Raw genomic sequence first — 18951 nt, 5'->3', positions numbered from 1 at the left:
CCCCCGCGCCGCATGCCGCGTTCGCGCGGCCCCCCGTACCCCGTTGCCCCTATCGGCGCCGTCTGGCCGAGGCGTCCTGCCGTCCGCTTTCCGCGGCCGGGCAGGACCCAGGCCAGCGCCGTCGGGCAGCGCTTCAATCGCGATGGAGACCGCAATGAAGACCCTGATGTCCACCCTATTGGTTGCCGCCGCCCTGGCGGGCAGCGCCGCCACAGCCTGGGCTGCCGATGCCTACCCGTCCAAGCCCGTGCGCGTGATCGTGCCGGTCACGGCCGGCGGTGGCGTCGATACGCTGGCCCGGCTCATGGCCCAGCACCTGCGCACCGAACTGGGCGGCGAACCGTTCATTGTCGAAAACAAGCCAGGCGCCGGCGGCAACATCGGCCTGGACCTGCTGGCCAAGTCCGCGCCCGACGGCTACACCCTGGCGGTCGTGCCCAACACCATGACCATCAACCACACGTTGATGGCCAAGCTGCCGTTCGACACGATCAAGAGCTTTGCCCCCATCGGACAGATCGCCACGTCCACCTCGATCATCGGGTCGCGCGCCGGCCTGCCGCCCAAGACGCTGCAGGAACTGGTGGCCTACGCCAAGTCGCGTCCGGGCACCCTTACCTTTGCCGGCTGTGACACCGGGTCGATCCTGCATCTGTCGGGCGAGATGTTCAAGCAGCAGGCCGGCGTCGACATCACGCACGTGCCCTACAAGGGCTGCGCCGACTCGATCCCCAATGTGCTGGGCGGACAGGTCGACCTGATCTTCATTACCTTGTCGAACGTGGCCAACTACATTCCGCAAGGCCGCGTGCAGGCCTACGCCGTCGCCAGCAGCAAGCGGTCGCGTTTTGCGCCCGACATTCCAACCGCGGCCGAACTGGGCTACCCGGGTGTCGCCGTGGACATCTGGTACGGCATGCTGGCGCCCGCGGGCACCCCTGCCGACATCGTTGCGAAACTCAACAAAGCGCTGAACACGGTGCTGGCCAAACCCGACGTGCAGGCGTCGATGGCTACCGCCTATCTGGAACCCGCCGGCGGCACCGCCGAACAATTCGGCTCGCTGATCAAGGCCGACATCGACCGGTACGGCGCCGTCATCAAGAAGGCCGGCATCAAGATCGACTGATCCACTTTTCAAAGGAACCCGCATGGCCAAGCTCAAACTGTCTTTTGGTTGCTGGAACTACGACCGCACCCGCGCGCTGATGGACGGCACGGTGCAGCCCGACGGCATCGACCTGAACTACCTGAACATGCCGGTGGAAGAGACCTTCTTCCGCATGCTGCGCAACCAGGAATTCGACGTGGCGGAAATGTCGCTGTCGTCCTACTCGGTGTCCTTGTTCAAGGAAGACCAGCCCTTCATCGCAATCCCGGTCTTCCCGTCGCGCTTCTTCCGCCATTCCTGCATCTTCGTGAATGCCGACGCGGGCATCAAGGAACCGAAGGACCTGATCGGCAAACGCATTGGCGTGCCCGAATACCAGATGACCGCCCCGGTGTGGATTCGCGGCATCCTGAGCGACCATTACAACGTGCCGGTCGATAGCGTGACCTATTACTCGGGCGGCGAAGAAACCCCGGGCCGCGACGAGAAGCTGAAGCTGTCCCTGCCCGCCAACATCAAGGTCGAACCGATCGGCCCGACCAAGACGCTGTCGCAGATGCTGCTGGATGGCGAGATCGACGCCCTGCACACCGCGCGCATGCCGTCGTCATTCCTTCATGGCAAGGGCAAGGTGCAGCGCCTGTTTCCGAATTTCATGGAGGTGGAGCGCGACTATTACCGCAAGACCAAGATTTTCCCGATCATGCACACGCTGGTGATCCGCCGCAAACTGTACGAAGAGAACCGGTGGATTGCGCAGTCGCTGTTCAAGGCGTTCGAGCAGGCGCAGAAGATTGCGTATGAGGACCTGCGCGAGACGGCGGCATTGAAGACGATGATGCCGTGGCTGCTGGCGGATATGGAGAATGTGATCCGCGAGATGGGGGAGGATTATTGGCCTTATGGCCTGGAGCGCAATCAGGAGACGTTGCAGACGTTTTTGCGCTATCACCATGAGCAGGGACTGTCGAAGCGGTTGCTGAAGCCTGAAGAGTTGTTTGCGCCTGAGACGTTTGAGGCGTTCAAGATTTAAGGTTTGGTTCTTGCTTCGGTTTGGTTTTTGCGTCGGTTTGGTTTTTGCGTCGGGTGGGTTCTTGCCTCGGTCGGGGCGGGCGGTTTCTTTCTTGCCGCTAGCTGGGGTTCTTGCGGGGCGGGGGTGGAGAGTTCGGTTGAAAGGCCGAGCTCGCTACCCCGGCCTTCGCCGGGGCTTCACGCTTAGCAAAGCCTTCCAACCGAACTCTCCACCCCCACCCTTGCGAGGGGGAAGATTCTTTGCGTTTGGGGTAGTGGCATGCGGGGGTGCGGCGCTTTGGTGGGTCGCCGGCTTGAGTAATTTGTTTGGCTCAATTTTTTGTTGGATCGCTACCGTACGTTATAGCTAAAGCCGTTCTCAAGCTGGCGGGCGCAACACGGGTTGCAAAAACCAGATGCCGCCAAACGCTGCAACGTCGCACGGCAAACGAAACACCCAACACCCATACGAACCACACAGAAAAAACCCCAAGAACTCTTCCGAGGCCTTGGGGCGTGCGGGGGCAGTCGGGTTGGAAGGCTTTGCTAAGCGTTAAGCCCCGGCGAAGGCCGGGGTAGCGAGCTCGGCCTTCCAACCCGACTGCCCCCGCGCGCCAACAGCAAAATTAAAGAACAACAGCAACAGCAAAGAACAACAGAAAGCGTAATGAACCTGCTCAACATTGAGCGACATTGAGCAACGACCAAGGAAGTCAGACCCAAGGATCAATCGTCATATGCACCGGTCCTTCCACCCCCTCCCCCACCAGACTTCGCAACGCCAGATCCGTATCCGCCAACCCGAACGTATGCGTACTCATCTCCGTCACGTGATGCCGATCCCCCGCAATCAACTGCAACGCCAGTTCCACCGACTCATAGCTATGCCCCCGCATCCCCTTCACCGTCAGGAAGCGAGCAATGATGATGTCGCTATCGAACTCCGGTAGCTTGCGCCGCTTCTGCCCGCCCAGGATCACCCTTCCCCGCTTGCGCGCCAATTGCATCGCCGTCGTCACCGACTCCGTGCCCCCCGCCGCGCAATCGATCACCAGGTCCGCCATCGTTCCGCCCGTCAGATCCGCCACCGTCTGGAGCAAATCCTGCTCACCGATATCGATGGTGTGATGCGCCCCCAGCCGGCGCGCGAGGGCCAGGCGTGCGCGGTCGGTCTCGGTGGACAGGCCAGTCACGATGATCATCTGTGCGCCCGCTTCTTTCGCGGCCACCACGCACGACAAGCCCTGCTGACCCGGACCCTGGATCACCACGGTCTGACCCGGTCCGGCGCCACCATGCAGATACGTCCACTCGATCCCATTGGCCAAGGGCAAGGCCAGCGCCGCGTGGCGCGGGGACACGCCCGACGGCACGCGGTGGAACACGGTGTTCAGGTGCAAGTGCTGGTACTGCGCAAAACCGCCCCATAGGCCCGGCGCCGTCTTCAGGCCCGTGGCGCCGTAACGCAGGCCACCCAGTCGCCAATCCGTGGCGTCGCACAAACGGAATTCACCACTGCGGCAGAACTCGCAATGGCCGCAAGGAAGGTACTCTTCCAGCGCCACCAGGTCGCCTTCTTTCACGCCCCATTTGGCGCGCGCCACCGCGCCCAGCCGGTCGATGTGGCCGACGGTTTCGTGGCCCAGGATCAACGGGCCGCGGCTGGCGGGCAGTTGCTGGTAGTAGGGCCAGTCGCTGCCGCACACGCCCGTGATCGCGATCTTGAGGAGACCACTCGTTTCCGTCTCGGGCGGCGCGGTGAACTCGCGCAGCACGATGCGGTTGGCGGAAGAAGCGTTGGCCGCCGATCCGGGGGCCGATCCGGGCGCAATGCTGGCCGCGCTGTTGGGCGCTGGCTTGGGCACTCTGTTGGCCGCAGATGACGTACCAGCGGATGCCGCGGATGAAGCCCCCGCGCCCGCCGACGGCAGCGTCCCCGGCTCGGCCACCGCAGCAAGAAAGGATGCGCTCATGGTCAGACCGACGCGTGGCCGCGGTCGGGCTGCACGCGCAAGGCATCCTTGGCGGCGACGCGGAAGTCTTCGTCGCGACCGATCACCACCGCTGCCGATCGGACGTGATGGGCTTCAGGCTGGAGGGCGGGCGGCTCGACGCCTTCCTGCATTTCCTTGATCACGCGCATCAGGCGGCGGCGCATCATCACAATGCCGTTGTCGGTCGACGTCAGGAATTCACGCGTGCGGTCCTGGATCGGGCCCATGCTTTCCTGCAGCGACGCGTCCTGCATGCCAATGCCATCCACCCCACTATAGGTGCGGCCTTCGCGCTGGGCCTGGCGGTCGATCAGGTAATTGTTGGCCTTGTTCTGCATCGGAATGAAGGTGCCCGGCACGTACTTGACGTGGATGCCCTTGCCGTCGCGCATGGCCTGCACTTCGTGCTCGGTCAGGTCGCGGCGCGCGTGGTAATCGAAGCTCCAGGTCCAGCAATGTTCGTCGTCGATCGGCACCCAGAAATGGCCATGGATCGGGTGGTCGCCGCGCGGCGGCACCATCGTGAAATACGGCACGATCCAGGGCGTGACACGCCAGTAGTACTTGTCGGGGCCGGCGTTGCGGCGCACGCCCACGAACAGGCCATCGTCACTGTCCACCACTTCGAACACCGGGCGCATGTCCTGCAGGTTGTACTGGTTGCCGGCCGCGCCCTTGAACAAGGGGTCGCTGTTCAGGCTGTCGCGATGCAGCCACGACACGTGGCTGGAATCGATGCCGCCTTCCAGCGCCTGCAGCCAGTTGCTTTCCTGAATGCGCTTGGACGTGAAGCGCTGCGAACTTGGCACCATGGCGAATTCGAATTCGGGCAGCGGCGGCTGCATTTCGGGCGGGCCCATGTACGTCCACAAGATGTCGCCGCGCTCGACGAGCGGATACGCCTTGAGCTTGATGCGATCACACAGCTTGCTGCCTTCGGGTTCCGACGGCACTTCGACGCACTGGCCGTCGGTGCGGTATTTCCAGCCGTGATAGGGGCAGCGAATGCCACCCGGCTCGTGGCGGCCGAACCACAGCGACACGCCGCGATGCGCACAGAACTCGTCCATCAGGCCGTAGTTCCCTTCCGTGTCGCGGATCGCAATCATGCGCTCCGACAACAGCTGCACCCGCACCGGCTCACAGCCCGGTTCGGGCAGTTCTTCCTTCAGCAGCACGGGCAGCCAGTAGCGGCGGAACAGGTCGCCCATGGGCGTGCCCGGACCGGTTTGCGTGAGCAGGTCGTTCTGTTCTTTTTTCAACATGGGGGTGTCTCCTCGACTTCCTGAATGCGATGCTTCGAATGCCGCCGTTCCGTATATAAGAACGTTGTTCCTTATTAAGAAACGACGTTATCATTGCCTTTCGACATCTGTCAAACACAACGCGGATGGGATTTGGAGCTCGCACGACGAATACGCATCACGCGGTAGCCGACCTCAGATTTGGCAACGCGACAACATCAGGAGACATGCATGAACCAACATCGACGGGCGTTTGCACGCCTGCTGCTCACCACGGCCGCGCTGGCGGCCACCACCGGCATGGCCTGTGCGCAGACCGCCGCCGCCTGGCCCACCAAACCCGTCCGCGTCGTCGTTCCGTACGCCCCGGGCGGCAGCTCGGACACCCTGGGCCGGGTCATCGCCAAACACCTGTCCGACGTCTTCAAGCAGACCTTCGTGGTGGAAAACCGCGGCGGCGCCGGTGGCATCATCGGCTCGCAACTGGTGGCGCGCGCCGAACCCGACGGCTACACGCTGGTGGTGTCAGGCATCGGCTCGCATGTGGTCGCGCCGGTCGACAATCCGAACGCCTACGATCCCATCAAGGACTTCACCCACATCGCCATCCTCGGCGGCCCACCGGCCGTGCTGGCTGTTAACGCCACGCTGCCCATCAAGGACCTGGCCGGCTTCATTGCCTACGCCAAGTCACGCCCCGAAGGCCTGAGTTGGGGATCGCCCGGCCAGGGCACGCACGCCGCGCTGATTGGTGAAGCCTTCCGTGCCGAAACAGGTCTGAACCTGGTGCAGATCAGCTACAAGGGCGCCAACCCTGCCGTGGCCGACGTGGCCGCCAATCAGGTGCCCGCCGCCTTCACGACCCTGACCACCGCCGCCGGCAACATCCGCTCGGGCCGCCTGCGCGCGATCGCCGTCACGTCGTCCAAACGCATCGCCGAATTTCCCGACGTGCCGACCTTTGCCGAACTGGGCTACCCGCGGCTGGTAGGCACGACCTGGTTCTCGCTGTCCGGCCCCGCAGGCATGAACCCGGCCCTGGTCGACAAGCTCAACGCCGAAGTCCGGCGCGGACTCAAGACGCCCGCCGCCGTGCAGGAACTGGCGACGCAGAACATGGAAACCTTTGATTGGGACGTGCCGACCTTCAATCAGTATGTGAAGAAAGAGATCGATCACTGGACGCCATATGTGAAGGAAGCGGCGGTGGCGAAGAAGTAAGCCGCGTCGGCGGAATGCGCCAGCGGGATTCGGGTGGCGCCCGGCCTGCTGGCGTCGGGGCCTTTGCGGGGGCCTTTGCGGGGGCCTTTGCGGGGGCCTTTTGCTCTGGCCTTTTCTGCGGCATTTTTGTGCCACCAGAGTGATGCAGGTATAAAGAGGGCCTTCTCCGGAACCGCCATCCATGACTTCACCTGAACAGATCGAGACCCCAGAAGGACGTTTGTCATCGGTCACCTCCGCCATCCGCCTGCTCAAGACCTTTTCGGAAGACGAGGTCGAGATCGGCATCAGCACCCTGGCCAAACGCCTGGGGGTGGCAAAAAGCACCGTGCACCGGCTGGCTTCCACGCTGACCGCCGAGGGCCTGCTGGAGCAGAATCCCGACAGCGGCCGCTACCGTCTGGGCCTCGGTCTGTTCGCGCTGGGTGCCCTCGTGCGGCGCCGCATGGACGTGCCCAACCTGGCGCTGCCGCATCTGCACACCCTGCGCGAAAAAACCGGCGAAACCGTGCACCTGGCCACGCTGGACCACAGCAGCATCATGTACCTGTTCAACCTGGAAAGCCTGCAGGCGATCCGCATGAACAGCTACATCGGTGCGCGCAAGCCCGCGTTCTGCACCAGCGAAGGCCGTGCGCTGCTCGCGTACCAACCGGTCGATGTGATCGGACGCATACTGAAAGAACCGATGGTCGCGCGCACCCCGAACACCACGACGGACCCGGTCGAACTGCGCAAGACGCTCGACGCCGTCCGGCGCAACGGCTTTGCGGTCGATGACGAGGAAAGCGAACTGGGCATGCGCGGTATTGCCGCGCCGATCCGCGATCTGGGCGGCAACGTCATCGCCGCCATCGGTGTTGCTGGCCCGATCCAGCGCCTGTCGAAAAAGACGCTGCGCAGCTTCGTGCCAGCGTTGCTGGAAGCGACGGAAGCCGTGTCTTCAAGGCTGGGACACCACGCGGTGTGACCTGAAAGGACGGCACAGGCGAGTTGGCGATGCTCGCATGCAAGAAGGGGGGCGGGCTGTGTTGGTAGCGGCTGGGTTGGTAGCGGCTGGGTTTGTTTAGCGGCTGTGTTGATATAGCGGCTGTGCTGGTGGCCGTGCTGGTATATCGGCGTTGCCGGTGTATCGGCGTTGCTGGTGTGTCGGCGTTGCTGGTCCATCGGCGTCGCTGGTATATCGGCGTTGCTGGTCCATCGGCGTCGCTGGTATATCGGCGTTGCTGGTTCATCGGCGTTGCTGGTATATCGGCGTTGCTGGTTCATCGGCGTTGCTGGTATATCGGCGATGCTGGTACATCGGCGTTGCTGGTCCATCGGCGTTGCTGGTCCATCGGCGTTGCTGGGCATGGTTGCGGCTGCTCGGGCTGCTGCGGCCAGGTGGTTTTTGCTTCAACTGCCCTGCCCGCCGGCGCGTTCCACAAACGCACTGTTGGCCAGTCACGGCAAGCCGGCGCGTTTTTTGCAGAGGCATTCCTGTCCGCGTGCCACCCGTGCCACCCGGTCCACCCGTGCCAACCTGCTTCCGCCTTCCGCCTTCCGCCTTCGTAGCTCCTTCGTATCTCATGACCATCGCTCGCATCCCTGTCTACCTTGTCACCGGCTTTCTTGGCAGCGGCAAGACCACCCTCCTCTGCCGCTGGCTGCGCAGTGCCGCGTTGAAAGACGCCGCGGTCATCGTCAATGAGATTGGCGAGGTCGGCTACGACGATCAGATCATCGCGGCCGCCAGCGACACCCCGTCGCTGATCGCGAATGCCTGTGTGTGCTGTACCGGCTTGCCGGGGCTGGAAGAAGCGTTGGAATCCCTGTTCTGGGCACGCCTGCAACGGCGTATGCCGGCCTTTCCTTCGGTGGTGATCGAGACGACCGGCCTGGCGGATCCGGGGCCTGTGATTGCCGCGTTCGAGCAGGTAGCCCTGCTACGCGAGCGCTATCGACTGGCGGGTGTCATCACTACCCTGAGCGTGACCGCGGCAGAGACGGTCCTGGCGCGCCACGCCGAAGCGCGGTCACAGATCGCCCATGCGGACGTGCTGGTCATCACCAAGACCGACCTGGCATCGACGGCAGATGCGGACGCACTGGGTGCACGGCTGCAGGGCCTTAACGCTGCGGCAACGCAGATGCAATCCGCGGCGGGGGATCTGGAATGGACGTCTGTGGAAGGCGCATTGACCCGTGTGTCTGACGGGCCGATCCCGTCAGACTCCGGCACGACCTCCAGCCGTGACGGCCTGAGTACGTTCAAAATTGATCATGATCAGGATTTAAACGCGCCCAATTTTGATCAAGACCAATTTCGATCAGATGAAAATATTGAGCGCGATGCGGTTGCCGGCGTCCGTGATCCAGGGCACGGCGATGCGCATGGACGGGACCACGCTCACGAGCACGAGCGCACATCCGCCCAGGGTCATAGCGCCGACGCCGACGCCGAGATCCACGCCCATTCCCATTCCCACGCCCACGATGCCATCACGACCTTCGTAGTGATGTCTGAGCCGCTGGCGCACGACGATCTGATCGGGCGCCTGCAGGCCCTGGCCGACGATTTCGGCCATTCCCTGCTCCGCGTCAAAGGGTGGGTGCAACTGGACGACGGCGTCGACGCGTCAGTCCAGCTGTCGGTCGGAAAAGACGGCCTGGAGGTCCAGGTGCAAAAACAGGCTGTGTCCACGATCTCGGGACGACGATACGGATTGACGGTCATTTGCCGCGGATCAGCTGCCCGCGCGGGCCTTATCCTATCGATGCCAGCCTGAAAAGCCTTTTCGCCGCCAACGTTCCCAGTGAAATCGATCCGCCCGTCCCGCCATTCCGAGCGCCCATAGAAAAAGGCGGCCAGAGCCGCCTTTTCCCAGATCCACCCGCTGGGCGCGGATTCACATTTCGCCCATCGCTTCAGCTGCCTTCCAGCACATCGCCAAATCCCTGCTTTTCCAGCAAGGACGACAAGTGCTCCCAGCCGTGGAAGTCGATCACGATCTGACCCTTGTCCTTCGCGCCGATCTTGAAGACAACCTGGGTACCCAGCCGGTCCGAAAGCGCCTCTTCCAGCCGCGTCACATCGCGTGACTTGGAAGACGCCTTCTTCCCGCCCGCCTTCTGCTGCGATTCTTCCTGCGTCTGCGCGACCAGCTTTTCAGCTTCCCGCACCGACATGCGTTTCGCCACGATCTGCGTCGCCAACTGGATCTGGGTCGCCGCGTCCACTGACAACAGCGCGCGTGCGTGACCCATATCCAGGTCACCCGCCAGCAACATGGTCTGCACCGGCGCCGCCAGATTCAACAGGCGCAGCAGATTGCTCGTCGCCGACCGTGAACGGCCGATCGCCTGGGCGGCCACTTCATGGGTCATGCCAAATTCATCGATCAGGCGGTGGACGCCCTGCGCCTCTTCAAGCGGGTTCAGGTCTTCACGCTGGATGTTCTCGATCAGCGCCATCACCGCGGCGTTCTCGTCCGTCACCTCGCGGACCAGCACCGGCACCTCGGTCAGGCCAGCCAGCTGCGCCGCACGGAAACGCCGTTCACCGGCAATGATCTCGTACTTGTCCTTGCCCAAGGCGCGCACCAGGATAGGCTGCATGATCCCCTGGGTACGGATGGACTCGGCCAGTTCGGCAAGCGCACCCTCGTCCATGCGCGACCGAGGCTGGTACTGCCCGGCCTGCATCTGGGCAATGGGCAGCACCGCCGGCGGTCCACTGGGCTCCGCCTCGCCGCCCCGCTTGCCCAGGCCACTTACGGCGGGCGCGTCGGCGCCCAGCAAGGCGTCGAGTCCACGGCCGAGGCCTTTGGGTTTCTTGATGGTCACTTTCTTGAGTCCTGCTTTCGTATCCATGGGTGCTCCGGACTACAGCGTCTTCACGCGCTCGATCATTTCGGCGCCGAACGCAAGGTAGGCCTGGGCCCCTTTGGAATTCGGATCGAACACCACGCCGGGCATGCCATAACTCGGCGCCTCGGCAAGGCGGACGTTCCGCGGAATGACCGCTTCGAACACCTTGTCTCCGAAGTGGCTTTCCAGTTGTGCGGACACCTGCTGCTGAAGGGTGATGCGCGGGTCAAACATGACTCGCAGCAGACCGATCACGCGCAGGTCGGGATTCAAATTCGCGTGCACTCGCTTGATGGTGTTGACCAGATCGGACAAACCTTCCAGCGCAAAGTATTCGCATTGCATCGGAATGATCACGCCGTGTGCGGCAGTCAATCCGTTCAGGGTCAACAAGGACAGCGTGGGTGGGCAGTCGATCAGCACGAAGTCGTAGCGGTCCGCCACGGTCGCGATGGCGTGCTTCAGTTGCTGTTCGCGGTCGTCCAGATCCACCAGGTCAATCTCTGCGCCCGCCAATTCGCGGTTGGATGGCAGGACGTCATAGCCGCCCGCCTCGGACGGCACCGCGGCGGTGGCAATGGTCGCCTCGCCAATCAACACCTGGTAGAGCGTCGCGGCCAGTTGGCGCTTGTCGATGCCGCTACCCATGGTCGCGTTGCCCTGCGGGTCAAGATCGATCAGCAGGACCCGCTGGCCGTGCGATGCCAATCCCGCTGCCAGGTTGACGGCCGTGGTGGTCTTGCCCACCCCGCCCTTCTGGTTGGCAATGCAGAACACCCGGGCGGTCGCGCGGGCGCTCTTTGCGTTGAGCGGCTCGACCCCGGTGATCGCATCGAGACTGACGGGGCTTTCGCCGTCCGTTACCGGACTGGGCATGCTGGAATCTGGAGACATCTAGTCGTGGGTTCGCTTCATTTTTGGGTGGGGTTGCCGGTCTGCTCGGTGCGTTGCAGCTTGCTTGTGTCGTAGCCCTGATCCGCCAGCTTCGACATGATGTCACGCTGGTCCTCGGGCGACAGCGTCGGGCTGCGTGCCAATATCCATAAGTATTCACGGTCAGGTTCGCTGACCACAGCATACCGATAGTCGGGAGCAAGCTGGATCACCCAATACGGGGCCCATACCCACGGCAGGAACGACAACCACGACGGCGCAAAACGCACTTCCAGCTGAGACGATGTCTTGCCTGGACGCGCACGTCCCACCGCCTCTTCCACCTTTCCGTTTTCCTGTTCGCATCGATTGACGACCTCGATGCCGCCTTCAGGCAAGGCACGATACGTTGCCGTCGTGTTCCGCCGGCAATCCTTCTGGAATCGGTTCGGGTACTTGGAGATCTCGTACCACTGGCCCATGTAGTTGACGACATCCAACTGCGGGACCGAGGTTACCGGAGGGGCTGCGGCAAACGCGATAGCCGACACAGCAGCCACCGCCAGAGCAACGCAGGTCCCGGCAACGAGCCGACGAACCATCATGCTTCTCCTTCCTGAGCCACGTCGCCGCGGTCCATCCAGACCAGGCAGCGGCGTGCTGATAAACGTGGAACATACAGGGGCGTCACCCCCGTCACGCGCCATTCGCCCTGATCGCGAACGGTCGTGATTTCTTCTTCCGGCGGATGCCCTTTCATGGCGACCAGGCTTCCGCCCTGACGCACATGCCGGCCCGCCAGCGCAGCGAAATCCTGCAGCGAGGCGAACGCACGGGAGATGACGATATCGCTATGGGTCAGTGCCAGATCTTCGACGCGTGAATGCACGGCGCTCAGGTTCTTGAGCGCCTGCACACTGGCAATGTGGCGCACGAACGAGGTCTTCTTTTCCACGGCGTCGACGCAGCACACTTCCCAATCTGGCTTGGCAATGGCCAAGACCACCCCCGGCAACCCGCCGCCCGATCCGACATCCAGAATGCGAGCCGGCTTGCCCTGCAGGTGCTGCGCCAGTTCAGGCACCACCGACAGGCTGTCGACGATGTGATGCAACAGCATCTGCTCCGGCTCACGAATGGCCGTCAGGTTATACGTGCGATTCCAGCGCAGCATCTGCGCCAGATAATTCAGCAGCCGGTCGATCTGGATATTGTTGAGCGGAAGGCGCAGCGTGGCGCAATCCGCCGCCAGCTTGTCGGCAAAAACACCGCCGTTGAAGGGGGCGTCGGTCAGGGATAGATCGGGTTTGGTCGATTCTGCCACGGCTCAGGCTGCCACTTGATTGGATGATCCGTCCGCTGCGCGCCGAGCATGCTGGCGCCGTTTCAGGTGAATCAGCAGCAGGGAAATCGCCGCCGGTGTGACGCCAGAGATGCGGGCGGCTTGGCCCACGGTCTCCGGACGATGCGTCTTGAACTTCTGGCGAACCTCGAAAGACAGACTGGTGACGCTGTCGTAATCGATATCCGCAGGAATGCGCTGATTCTCGTGCCCTGCCTGTTTCTCGACGTCGTGCTGCTGACGCGTGATGTAGCCGGCATACTTGACCTGGACCTCGACTTGATCGGCCACGATCGGATCGTTCACGCCCGGGCCTGCCAGCAGACCGGCATCGCCGTTCTCTGCTTTCATCAAATCTTCGTACGACACATTGGGCCGCTTGAGCAGGTCGAACAAGCTGTACTCGCGTTCGATCGGCTTGCCCAGCAACTGGGTCGCGGCGTCCGCCTGGAACGACCGGGGATTCACCCACGTCGACTTCAGGCGCTCGACTTCGCTCGCTACTGCGTCACGCTTGCGATTGAAGGCATCCCAGCGCGCGTCGTCCACCAGACCCAGTTCCCGGCCCACTTCCGTCAGCCGCGCATCGGCATTGTCTTCACGCAGGCTAAGGCGGTATTCCGCGCGCGACGTGAACATCCGGTAGGGTTCCGTCACGCCCCGGGTGATCAGGTCATCGGCAAGCACGCCCAGGTAAGCCTGGTCGCGACGCGGCGTCCACGCTTCCTTGCCCTGAGCCTGCAGCGACGCATTGATACCTGCCAGCAACCCTTGCGCGGCAGCCTCTTCGTAACCGGTCGTCCCATTGATCTGCCCGGCAAAGAACAGACCACCGATCGCACGCGTTTCGAACGACGCCTTCAATCCACGTGGATCAAAATAGTCATACTCGATGGCATAACCCGGGCGAAGGATGTGGGCGTTCTCCAGTCCTGGCAAGGAACGCACCAGGTCCAGCTGGACATCGAACGGCAGGCTGGTCGACACCCCATTCGGATAAAACTCGTTTGTTGTCAGCCCTTCTGGTTCCAGGAAGATCTGATGCGACGCCTTATCGGCAAAGCGGTGAATCTTGTCCTCGATCGACGGGCAATACCGAGGACCCACCCCTTCGATCACACCGGTATACATCGGCGACCGATCCAGACCCGCGCGAATGATGTCGTGCGTCCGCTCATTGGTGTGCGTGATCCAGCACGGCACCTGCTGCGGGTGCATGGCAGTGTTGCCCAAATACGAAAACACCGGCACCGGATCCAGGTCGCCCGGCTGCTCTTCCGTCTTGCTGAAGTCGATGCTGCGGCCATCGATGCGGGGCGGCGTACCCGTCTTCAGACGTCCCTGCCCCAGCTTCAATTCCTGCAAGCGCATGCCCAGCGACACCGCTGGGGGATCGCCCGCACGGCCGGCCGGATAGTTCTGGAGCCCCACGTGGACCAGGCCGTTCAGGAAAGTACCGGCGGTCAGAACCACCGTGCGGCTGCGGAAACGCAATCCAATCTGCGTCACCGCGCCAACGACACGGTCGCCCTCCAGCATCAGATCATCCACGGCCTGCTGGAACAGCCAAAGATTCGGCTGGTTTTCGAGACGTTCGCGGATCGCCTTGCGGTACAACACCCGGTCAGCCTGCGCGCGCGTGGCACGGACCGCAGGTCCCTTGGACGCGTTCAAAATCCGGAACTGAATGCCCGCTTCGTCCGTGGCCAGCGCCATGGCGCCGCCAAGTGCATCGACCTCCTTGACCAAGTGCCCCTTGCCGATCCCACCAATGGAAGGATTGCAGGACATCTGACCAAGCGTCTCGATGTTGTGCGTGAGCAGCAGCGTCTTGCTTCCCGAGCGGGCAGCAGCCAACGCAGCTTCGGTTCCGGCATGACCGCCGCCAACCACAATGACGTCGAATTCGGTGGGGTACAACATAATGAGCATCCAGTAAGGGATCCAGGCTCGGTCCCGTCGCCTCGCCAAAACTGCACAGAGTTTAGGCAAGACTCATGATTATAGGTGTGTCGGGCTGCCGTGGGCGAATGTTTAGGACATCCGGGCGACAAGCCAGGGTTCAATGTTTCACGTGGAACACAGCAAAGTTGTGATGTTTCACGTGAAACATTGGCACGGGTGCGGGCGAGCGAGGGCTAAGCAGTGGGCAGGGATTGCGTGTCTGCGATGCAGCCGTTTGGGCTGCGACGGGTGCAGTTTCGCCGCATCTGTCAGGGGATCATGATGGCGCTAATTGCTCCTAACTAGGTATCCAAACTTATCCCAGCCTTATCCCCAACCTTTTCCACAAGACGCGGTGCCTTCCGATTGTGGCTAAGAGAGGTTCGATTTGGGTCGGCTTGCCTAGTTGGGCATCGGTTCACGTCTTGGAGTCGCAAAACGTGAAACCGAAACCTTATCCTCAGTGATGTTCCACGTGAAACATCCGCCGCGACGACCGCACTTGGGTGTTTGCTCGCCAGCGTTCGGTAGCCGCAAACTGCGCCGCAGCGTCAGGAGATATCTGACTTTAAACGTCCCTGATTGTTCCTTGCGAGGCAGGACGTGCATGGTCGGCGCCCTCCCCGCCCATGTAGGACTGGGCCAGTGGGCAGGACGCAGGCAGACGCCCGGGGGAGTGAGTGGGCAAGTGCAAGGCGGTCAGGAAGCTCTATGCGGACGCGATGACGCACCCCATCGCATTCGGTCACTAACCCACGCACTGATGCGAGTACGGAACTGTTCCACAACGTAGTAGGCCAAGTGTGGCCGAGAACGTCTTAGCTTGCGATCCGGGAAAGCAAGCGTTGCCGAGGTCCGAACAACGGCGAATCGGGACCACTTGGCGAGGATCGAGTGGGAGAGCTTTGAGCGGCGGGCCGACATAGAACGATGCGAGGAGCGACCAAGAGCGGGGACAAAGCGTGGTTCAGCAAGGCGGACTTGCACTTCTCAGCCTATCGCAAATAGCGATCAGCTACAGATCTGCAGTTGCATATGTCGGTCCACGTCAGGAGGGCGGACCACACCCACGCGCCAGACCTGCCAGCGTAGCTACAAAAATCACCAACTCGGGCACCCAACTCGGCGGCTTCATCCGACTTATGACAAGCTGCTTGCGGCGGCGACTGAATCTTTCCGTAGATGACTCCATCGGCGGTTGGAATCGGCCGTAGTGGTGCATCTCCCTGTCTGTACATACCGGTGATTCAAACCTACCCGTTATTCGATCCGACGAGTAGTCGGGTGTCTCGGTTGTCGGAGCTGGAGTGGCTGAGGCTGTTGCCCCTGCCGGCGATTGACGGTGACAGCGGTTGCCTCTGCCAGCCGTTGCCTCTGCAAGCCGTTGCCTCTGTCAGTGGTTGCCTCCGCCAGTGGTTGCCTCCGTCAGCCGTTGCCTCTGCCAGTGGTTGCCTCCGCCAGTGATTGGACCTGTCGCCGATTGGAACTGCCGATGAGTACATCTGCCGATGGATGCCTTCGCAGTGGCTGCATCTCACGGTGGCTTCAACTTCCGACGATCGAATCTGACGGTGGGTGCTTCTGCCGATGGCTGCATTTGCCCGTGCCTGCATCTCCCAGCGGCTGCAACCTCCGGTGGTCGGATCTGCGGCGGGTGCAGCTGCCGATGCCTACAACCGCCGGGAGATCCAGCCACCGGCAAACGCGCCACTGAAAGGTGCAACCACCCGGATATGTGGCCGCTTAAAGATGTGGCGACCGAGAGATGCAGTCACCGGCAGATGCAGATCCCGGAAGGTGCAACCACCAGAAGGTGCAGGAACCGGGAGGTGCATGAACCGGGAGATGTAAGAACCGCGCTATGGAACCACCGGGCGATGCAACCGCCGGTCAATGCAGCCATCGGCAAACGCGCCACTGGGAGGTGCAGGCACAAGGAGATGCAGTCACCGAGAGATGCTATGCAACGACTGGCACATGCGGCCATTGGCAGATCAGCCGCCGGCAGTTCCAGCCGCCGGGAGAAACAGCCACTGGCAGATGTACCCGTGGAACAGGCAACCGACCGACGCCCGCCTGCAACTTGCTTGACCGCTCTTTTTCGCCGCCACGGCGCATCTGAGGATGTTCGTTTGTTTCACGTGGTTCCAGTCTCCGGCAACCGGGTTCGGCCTGCTTGATGCCCTGGACGCTCTCATCGCCGGCCTCTGCTAAGGCGCCATTTCCGCCATGCAACACCGGTGTGACAGACACCCTCTGCGTAGCGCGGCGGCTAGACGAGGAGACCACTCGCGCTTAAATGTGGTCGAACAGGACGATCGACTTGCCCGATGTTCGCCGTTGGGCCAGTGCGAATCAGGCTTCAGTACTAGCTCCCATTGCCAGCCTTCCACCGTCGGCTTCTTACGACAGGCTCACCGTGCCAGCCGCCCAATCACTGCCGGCCAACGCCGGCTTTCCACTGCCAGCTCCACTATCGGCATTCCAATGCCAGATTCCCATTGCCCACGTCGCACTGGCGGCCTGCGCTGCCCGCCTCGCCTTCTACTGCCAACCTCGCACTGCTAGCTAGAATGCAGGCTCACACTGCAAGCCTTCCATTACCAGCGTCCCACTGCCCTCATGGCACTGTCATCCTCGTACTACCCGCCTTACCACCAGACTCCCACTGCAAGCGTCGCAACCGCAAGGCTCGCATTACTAGCCTCGCACTGCCAGCTTTCCACTGCTGACCTTCCACTGCGGCCTTCCACAATCAGCCTTGCATTGCCCACCTCGCACTGCCGGCTTTGCACTGCCGGCTGTGCACTGCCCGCGTCGTATTAACCCGCCACGCATTACCCGCCTCGCAATAGCCCGCCTCTCACTGCCGGCTTCCCAATGCCCCCTCCCACTGTCAGCCTTGCATTGCCTACATCGCACTGCCGGCTTGCACAGCCCGCGTCGTAGTACCCGCCCCGCATTACCCGCCTCGCAACCGCCCGTCTCGCAATAACCCGCTTCTCACGGCCAGCTTCCCGCTGGCCGCCTCCTACACCCGCCTTCCACTGCCAGCCCCGCATTGGGCTCGCATTACCACCCTCGGACTGCCAGCCTCCCGCCACCCGCCCTAGAACTGTGAGCCTAGTACCGCCCGCATCCTACTGACCGCCTCCTACTGTCCGCCTCCTACTGCTCACGCCACACCACCAGTGGCCTGACAGCTACCCTTTCGGGTTCTACCAGGTTGTGCGATGTGTTCACCTCAGCCACCCCCTCGCCCTGCCGAGCGGATTGCACACCGACACACATGACCTGCCCTCCGCTTCGCGCGCGTTCCAGCGTCCGCGGGGGCTCTGTGTCAGCCAGCAAGCCATCACCGGTAGCGGCTAATCTGCCCGGCTTGCCTGCCCCGCCATCCAGCGTCTCAGCGTCCAAGCGTCCCAATGTTGCTTATGTCGGCCCGCGACCCTTGGTGAGGCATATGGAACTTAAGCTGCCGTTGCCCCACGGCGCACGCGCTGTAGTCTGCCCGCCTGGCCCCGTTCCCGCCTGTCGATAGGAGGTCCAATATGTCGGTCCGATAAGCGGGATCCCCTGATCGTTCGGTAGCTCTCAGTCGTCGTGGCTGCCGGCCCTGCCACGCTGCGCCCTGGCAATTACGAATGAAGTCTGGGCATCTTGCCGAGGCGCATTCCTCTAGCAACGCACCTGCGTGGTCACGCCTCGCCTTGTCTGCCGTGCCGTGTCCGCCGTACCAAGCCCGTCATGTCTGCCCGACCATGCGATGGCGGGTCCGAAGAATCATCTTCCGGTCCCCAGCCATCCGCGGTTCACTCGCTTGGGACTTCATGTAGTGACCAAGCTGACCGCAACTGATCCGCTGCCACTACGCACGCCATGTCTTGGCGGCGGCGCCCAGCAACGTGCGGGGTGCCGTGTGGTTAGCTACGTGCGTCTGTTATCGCAAGGCACCTTCTGCGCTTATCTGCTACTCACGCGCGCCATGAACGCGGGTCCGGCGCGGATAACAGTGCGCGGCCTCCGCGCTGGTCGCGGTCTAACCGAGTAGGCCATCGCACTCTGTATCTACTGGGCTTCAACGTCTTTGGGATGGGCGGGCGAAGACGCCATGGCTAGGGGCACGCCAAGGCGCACAGTGCTCGGCCTCCTCATTGACGCCATCTGGCCGTCGACCATCACCTGCGCTGCTCTTGCAGGCGTGCCTTTGGACATGGCACAGATGGGGATGGCTGGCAGGGCCGCTCTGCCTTTTGACCGACGAATCGCGTAAGGAGGAGGCAAAGGTTCAGCTGATAGGCCACAGACCACCGAATCTGCGTTGTCCATGAATTGGGCACGCCCACCCACCGTCACACGGAG

Annotated in this window: 12 protein-coding genes; 5 read left to right on the top strand and 7 right to left on the bottom strand. The window is 62.5% G+C overall.

The window, feature by feature from the left end; translation table 11 throughout:
- Positions 1-154 precede the first annotated feature (154 nt).
- Both HD883_RS19105 and HD883_RS19100 read left to right on the top strand, forming a co-directional pair.
- Positions 155-1129: a Bug family tripartite tricarboxylate transporter substrate binding protein gene (locus HD883_RS19105; RefSeq protein WP_179582536.1), complete on the top strand. Its 975-nt coding sequence runs from the start codon at positions 155-157 to the stop codon at positions 1127-1129.
- Positions 1130-1151: 22 nt separating this feature from the next.
- Positions 1152-2144: an ABC transporter substrate-binding protein gene (locus HD883_RS19100; protein ID WP_179582538.1), complete on the top strand. Its 993-nt coding sequence runs from the start codon at positions 1152-1154 to the stop codon at positions 2142-2144.
- Positions 2145-2835: 691 nt separating this feature from the next.
- On the opposite strand, the gene HD883_RS19095 is transcribed toward HD883_RS19100, so the two are convergent.
- Positions 2836-4095 carry a zinc-dependent alcohol dehydrogenase gene (locus HD883_RS19095; RefSeq protein WP_179582540.1) on the bottom strand — a complete coding sequence of 420 codons (1260 nt, stop codon included), beginning with the start codon at positions 4093-4095 and terminating at the stop codon, positions 2836-2838.
- A gap of 2 nt (positions 4096-4097) precedes the next feature.
- Positions 4098-5381 (bottom strand): aromatic ring-hydroxylating dioxygenase subunit alpha, encoded by a 1284-nt coding sequence (locus HD883_RS19090; protein WP_179582542.1) that lies wholly within the window; start codon positions 5379-5381, stop codon positions 4098-4100.
- Between the two features lie 210 nt (positions 5382-5591).
- Between HD883_RS19090 and HD883_RS19085 the strand changes: the two genes are divergently transcribed.
- The 3 genes from HD883_RS19085 to HD883_RS19075 all read left to right on the top strand — a co-directional run bounded on the left by HD883_RS19085 (position 5592) and on the right by HD883_RS19075 (position 9349).
- Positions 5592-6581: a Bug family tripartite tricarboxylate transporter substrate binding protein gene (locus HD883_RS19085; protein WP_179582544.1), complete on the top strand. Its 990-nt coding sequence runs from the start codon at positions 5592-5594 to the stop codon at positions 6579-6581.
- Between the two features lie 181 nt (positions 6582-6762).
- Positions 6763-7551, top strand: a complete 789-nt coding sequence (locus HD883_RS19080) for an IclR family transcriptional regulator (RefSeq protein WP_179582546.1) — start codon at positions 6763-6765, stop codon at positions 7549-7551.
- A gap of 598 nt (positions 7552-8149) precedes the next feature.
- On the top strand, positions 8150-9349 hold the full coding sequence (locus HD883_RS19075; protein WP_179582548.1) for a CobW family GTP-binding protein: 1200 nt from the start codon (positions 8150-8152) through the stop codon (positions 9347-9349).
- 139 nt (positions 9350-9488) lie between these two features.
- Here HD883_RS19075 and HD883_RS19070 read toward each other — a convergent pair whose 3' ends face one another.
- Genes HD883_RS19070 through mnmG form a run of 5 tightly spaced genes read right to left on the bottom strand, consistent with a single transcriptional unit; the run spans position 9489 to position 14568 of the window.
- Entirely contained in the window at positions 9489-10406 is a 918-nt protein-coding gene (locus tag HD883_RS19070; RefSeq protein ID WP_179588453.1) for a ParB/RepB/Spo0J family partition protein, read from the bottom strand.
- Between the two features lie 39 nt (positions 10407-10445).
- Complete coding sequence (locus HD883_RS19065; protein ID WP_179582550.1) at positions 10446-11306, bottom strand: ParA family protein; 861 nt, start codon at positions 11304-11306, stop codon at positions 10446-10448.
- Positions 11307-11341: 35 nt separating this feature from the next.
- The gene (locus HD883_RS19060) at positions 11342-11908 is read right to left on the bottom strand and encodes a lipocalin family protein (protein WP_179582552.1); all 567 of its coding nucleotides are present in this window, start codon (positions 11906-11908) and stop codon (positions 11342-11344) included.
- Positions 11905-12597: a 16S rRNA (guanine(527)-N(7))-methyltransferase RsmG gene (gene rsmG / locus HD883_RS19055; RefSeq protein ID WP_179588454.1), complete on the bottom strand. Its 693-nt coding sequence runs from the start codon at positions 12595-12597 to the stop codon at positions 11905-11907. The genes HD883_RS19060 and rsmG overlap by 4 nt, the downstream gene beginning before the upstream one ends.
- Before the next feature lie 33 nt (positions 12598-12630).
- Positions 12631-14568, bottom strand: a complete 1938-nt coding sequence (gene mnmG / locus HD883_RS19050) for a tRNA uridine-5-carboxymethylaminomethyl(34) synthesis enzyme MnmG (protein ID WP_179582554.1) — start codon at positions 14566-14568, stop codon at positions 12631-12633.
- Positions 14569-18951: the final 4383 nt, after the last annotated feature.

It is taken from the genome of Pigmentiphaga litoralis (assembly GCF_013408655.1).
Taxonomy (GTDB): Bacteria; Pseudomonadota; Gammaproteobacteria; order Burkholderiales; family Burkholderiaceae_B; genus Pigmentiphaga; species Pigmentiphaga litoralis_A.
The sequence above is the reverse complement of the archived record's forward strand: the minus strand, read 5'-3'. Positions and strand labels throughout refer to the sequence as shown.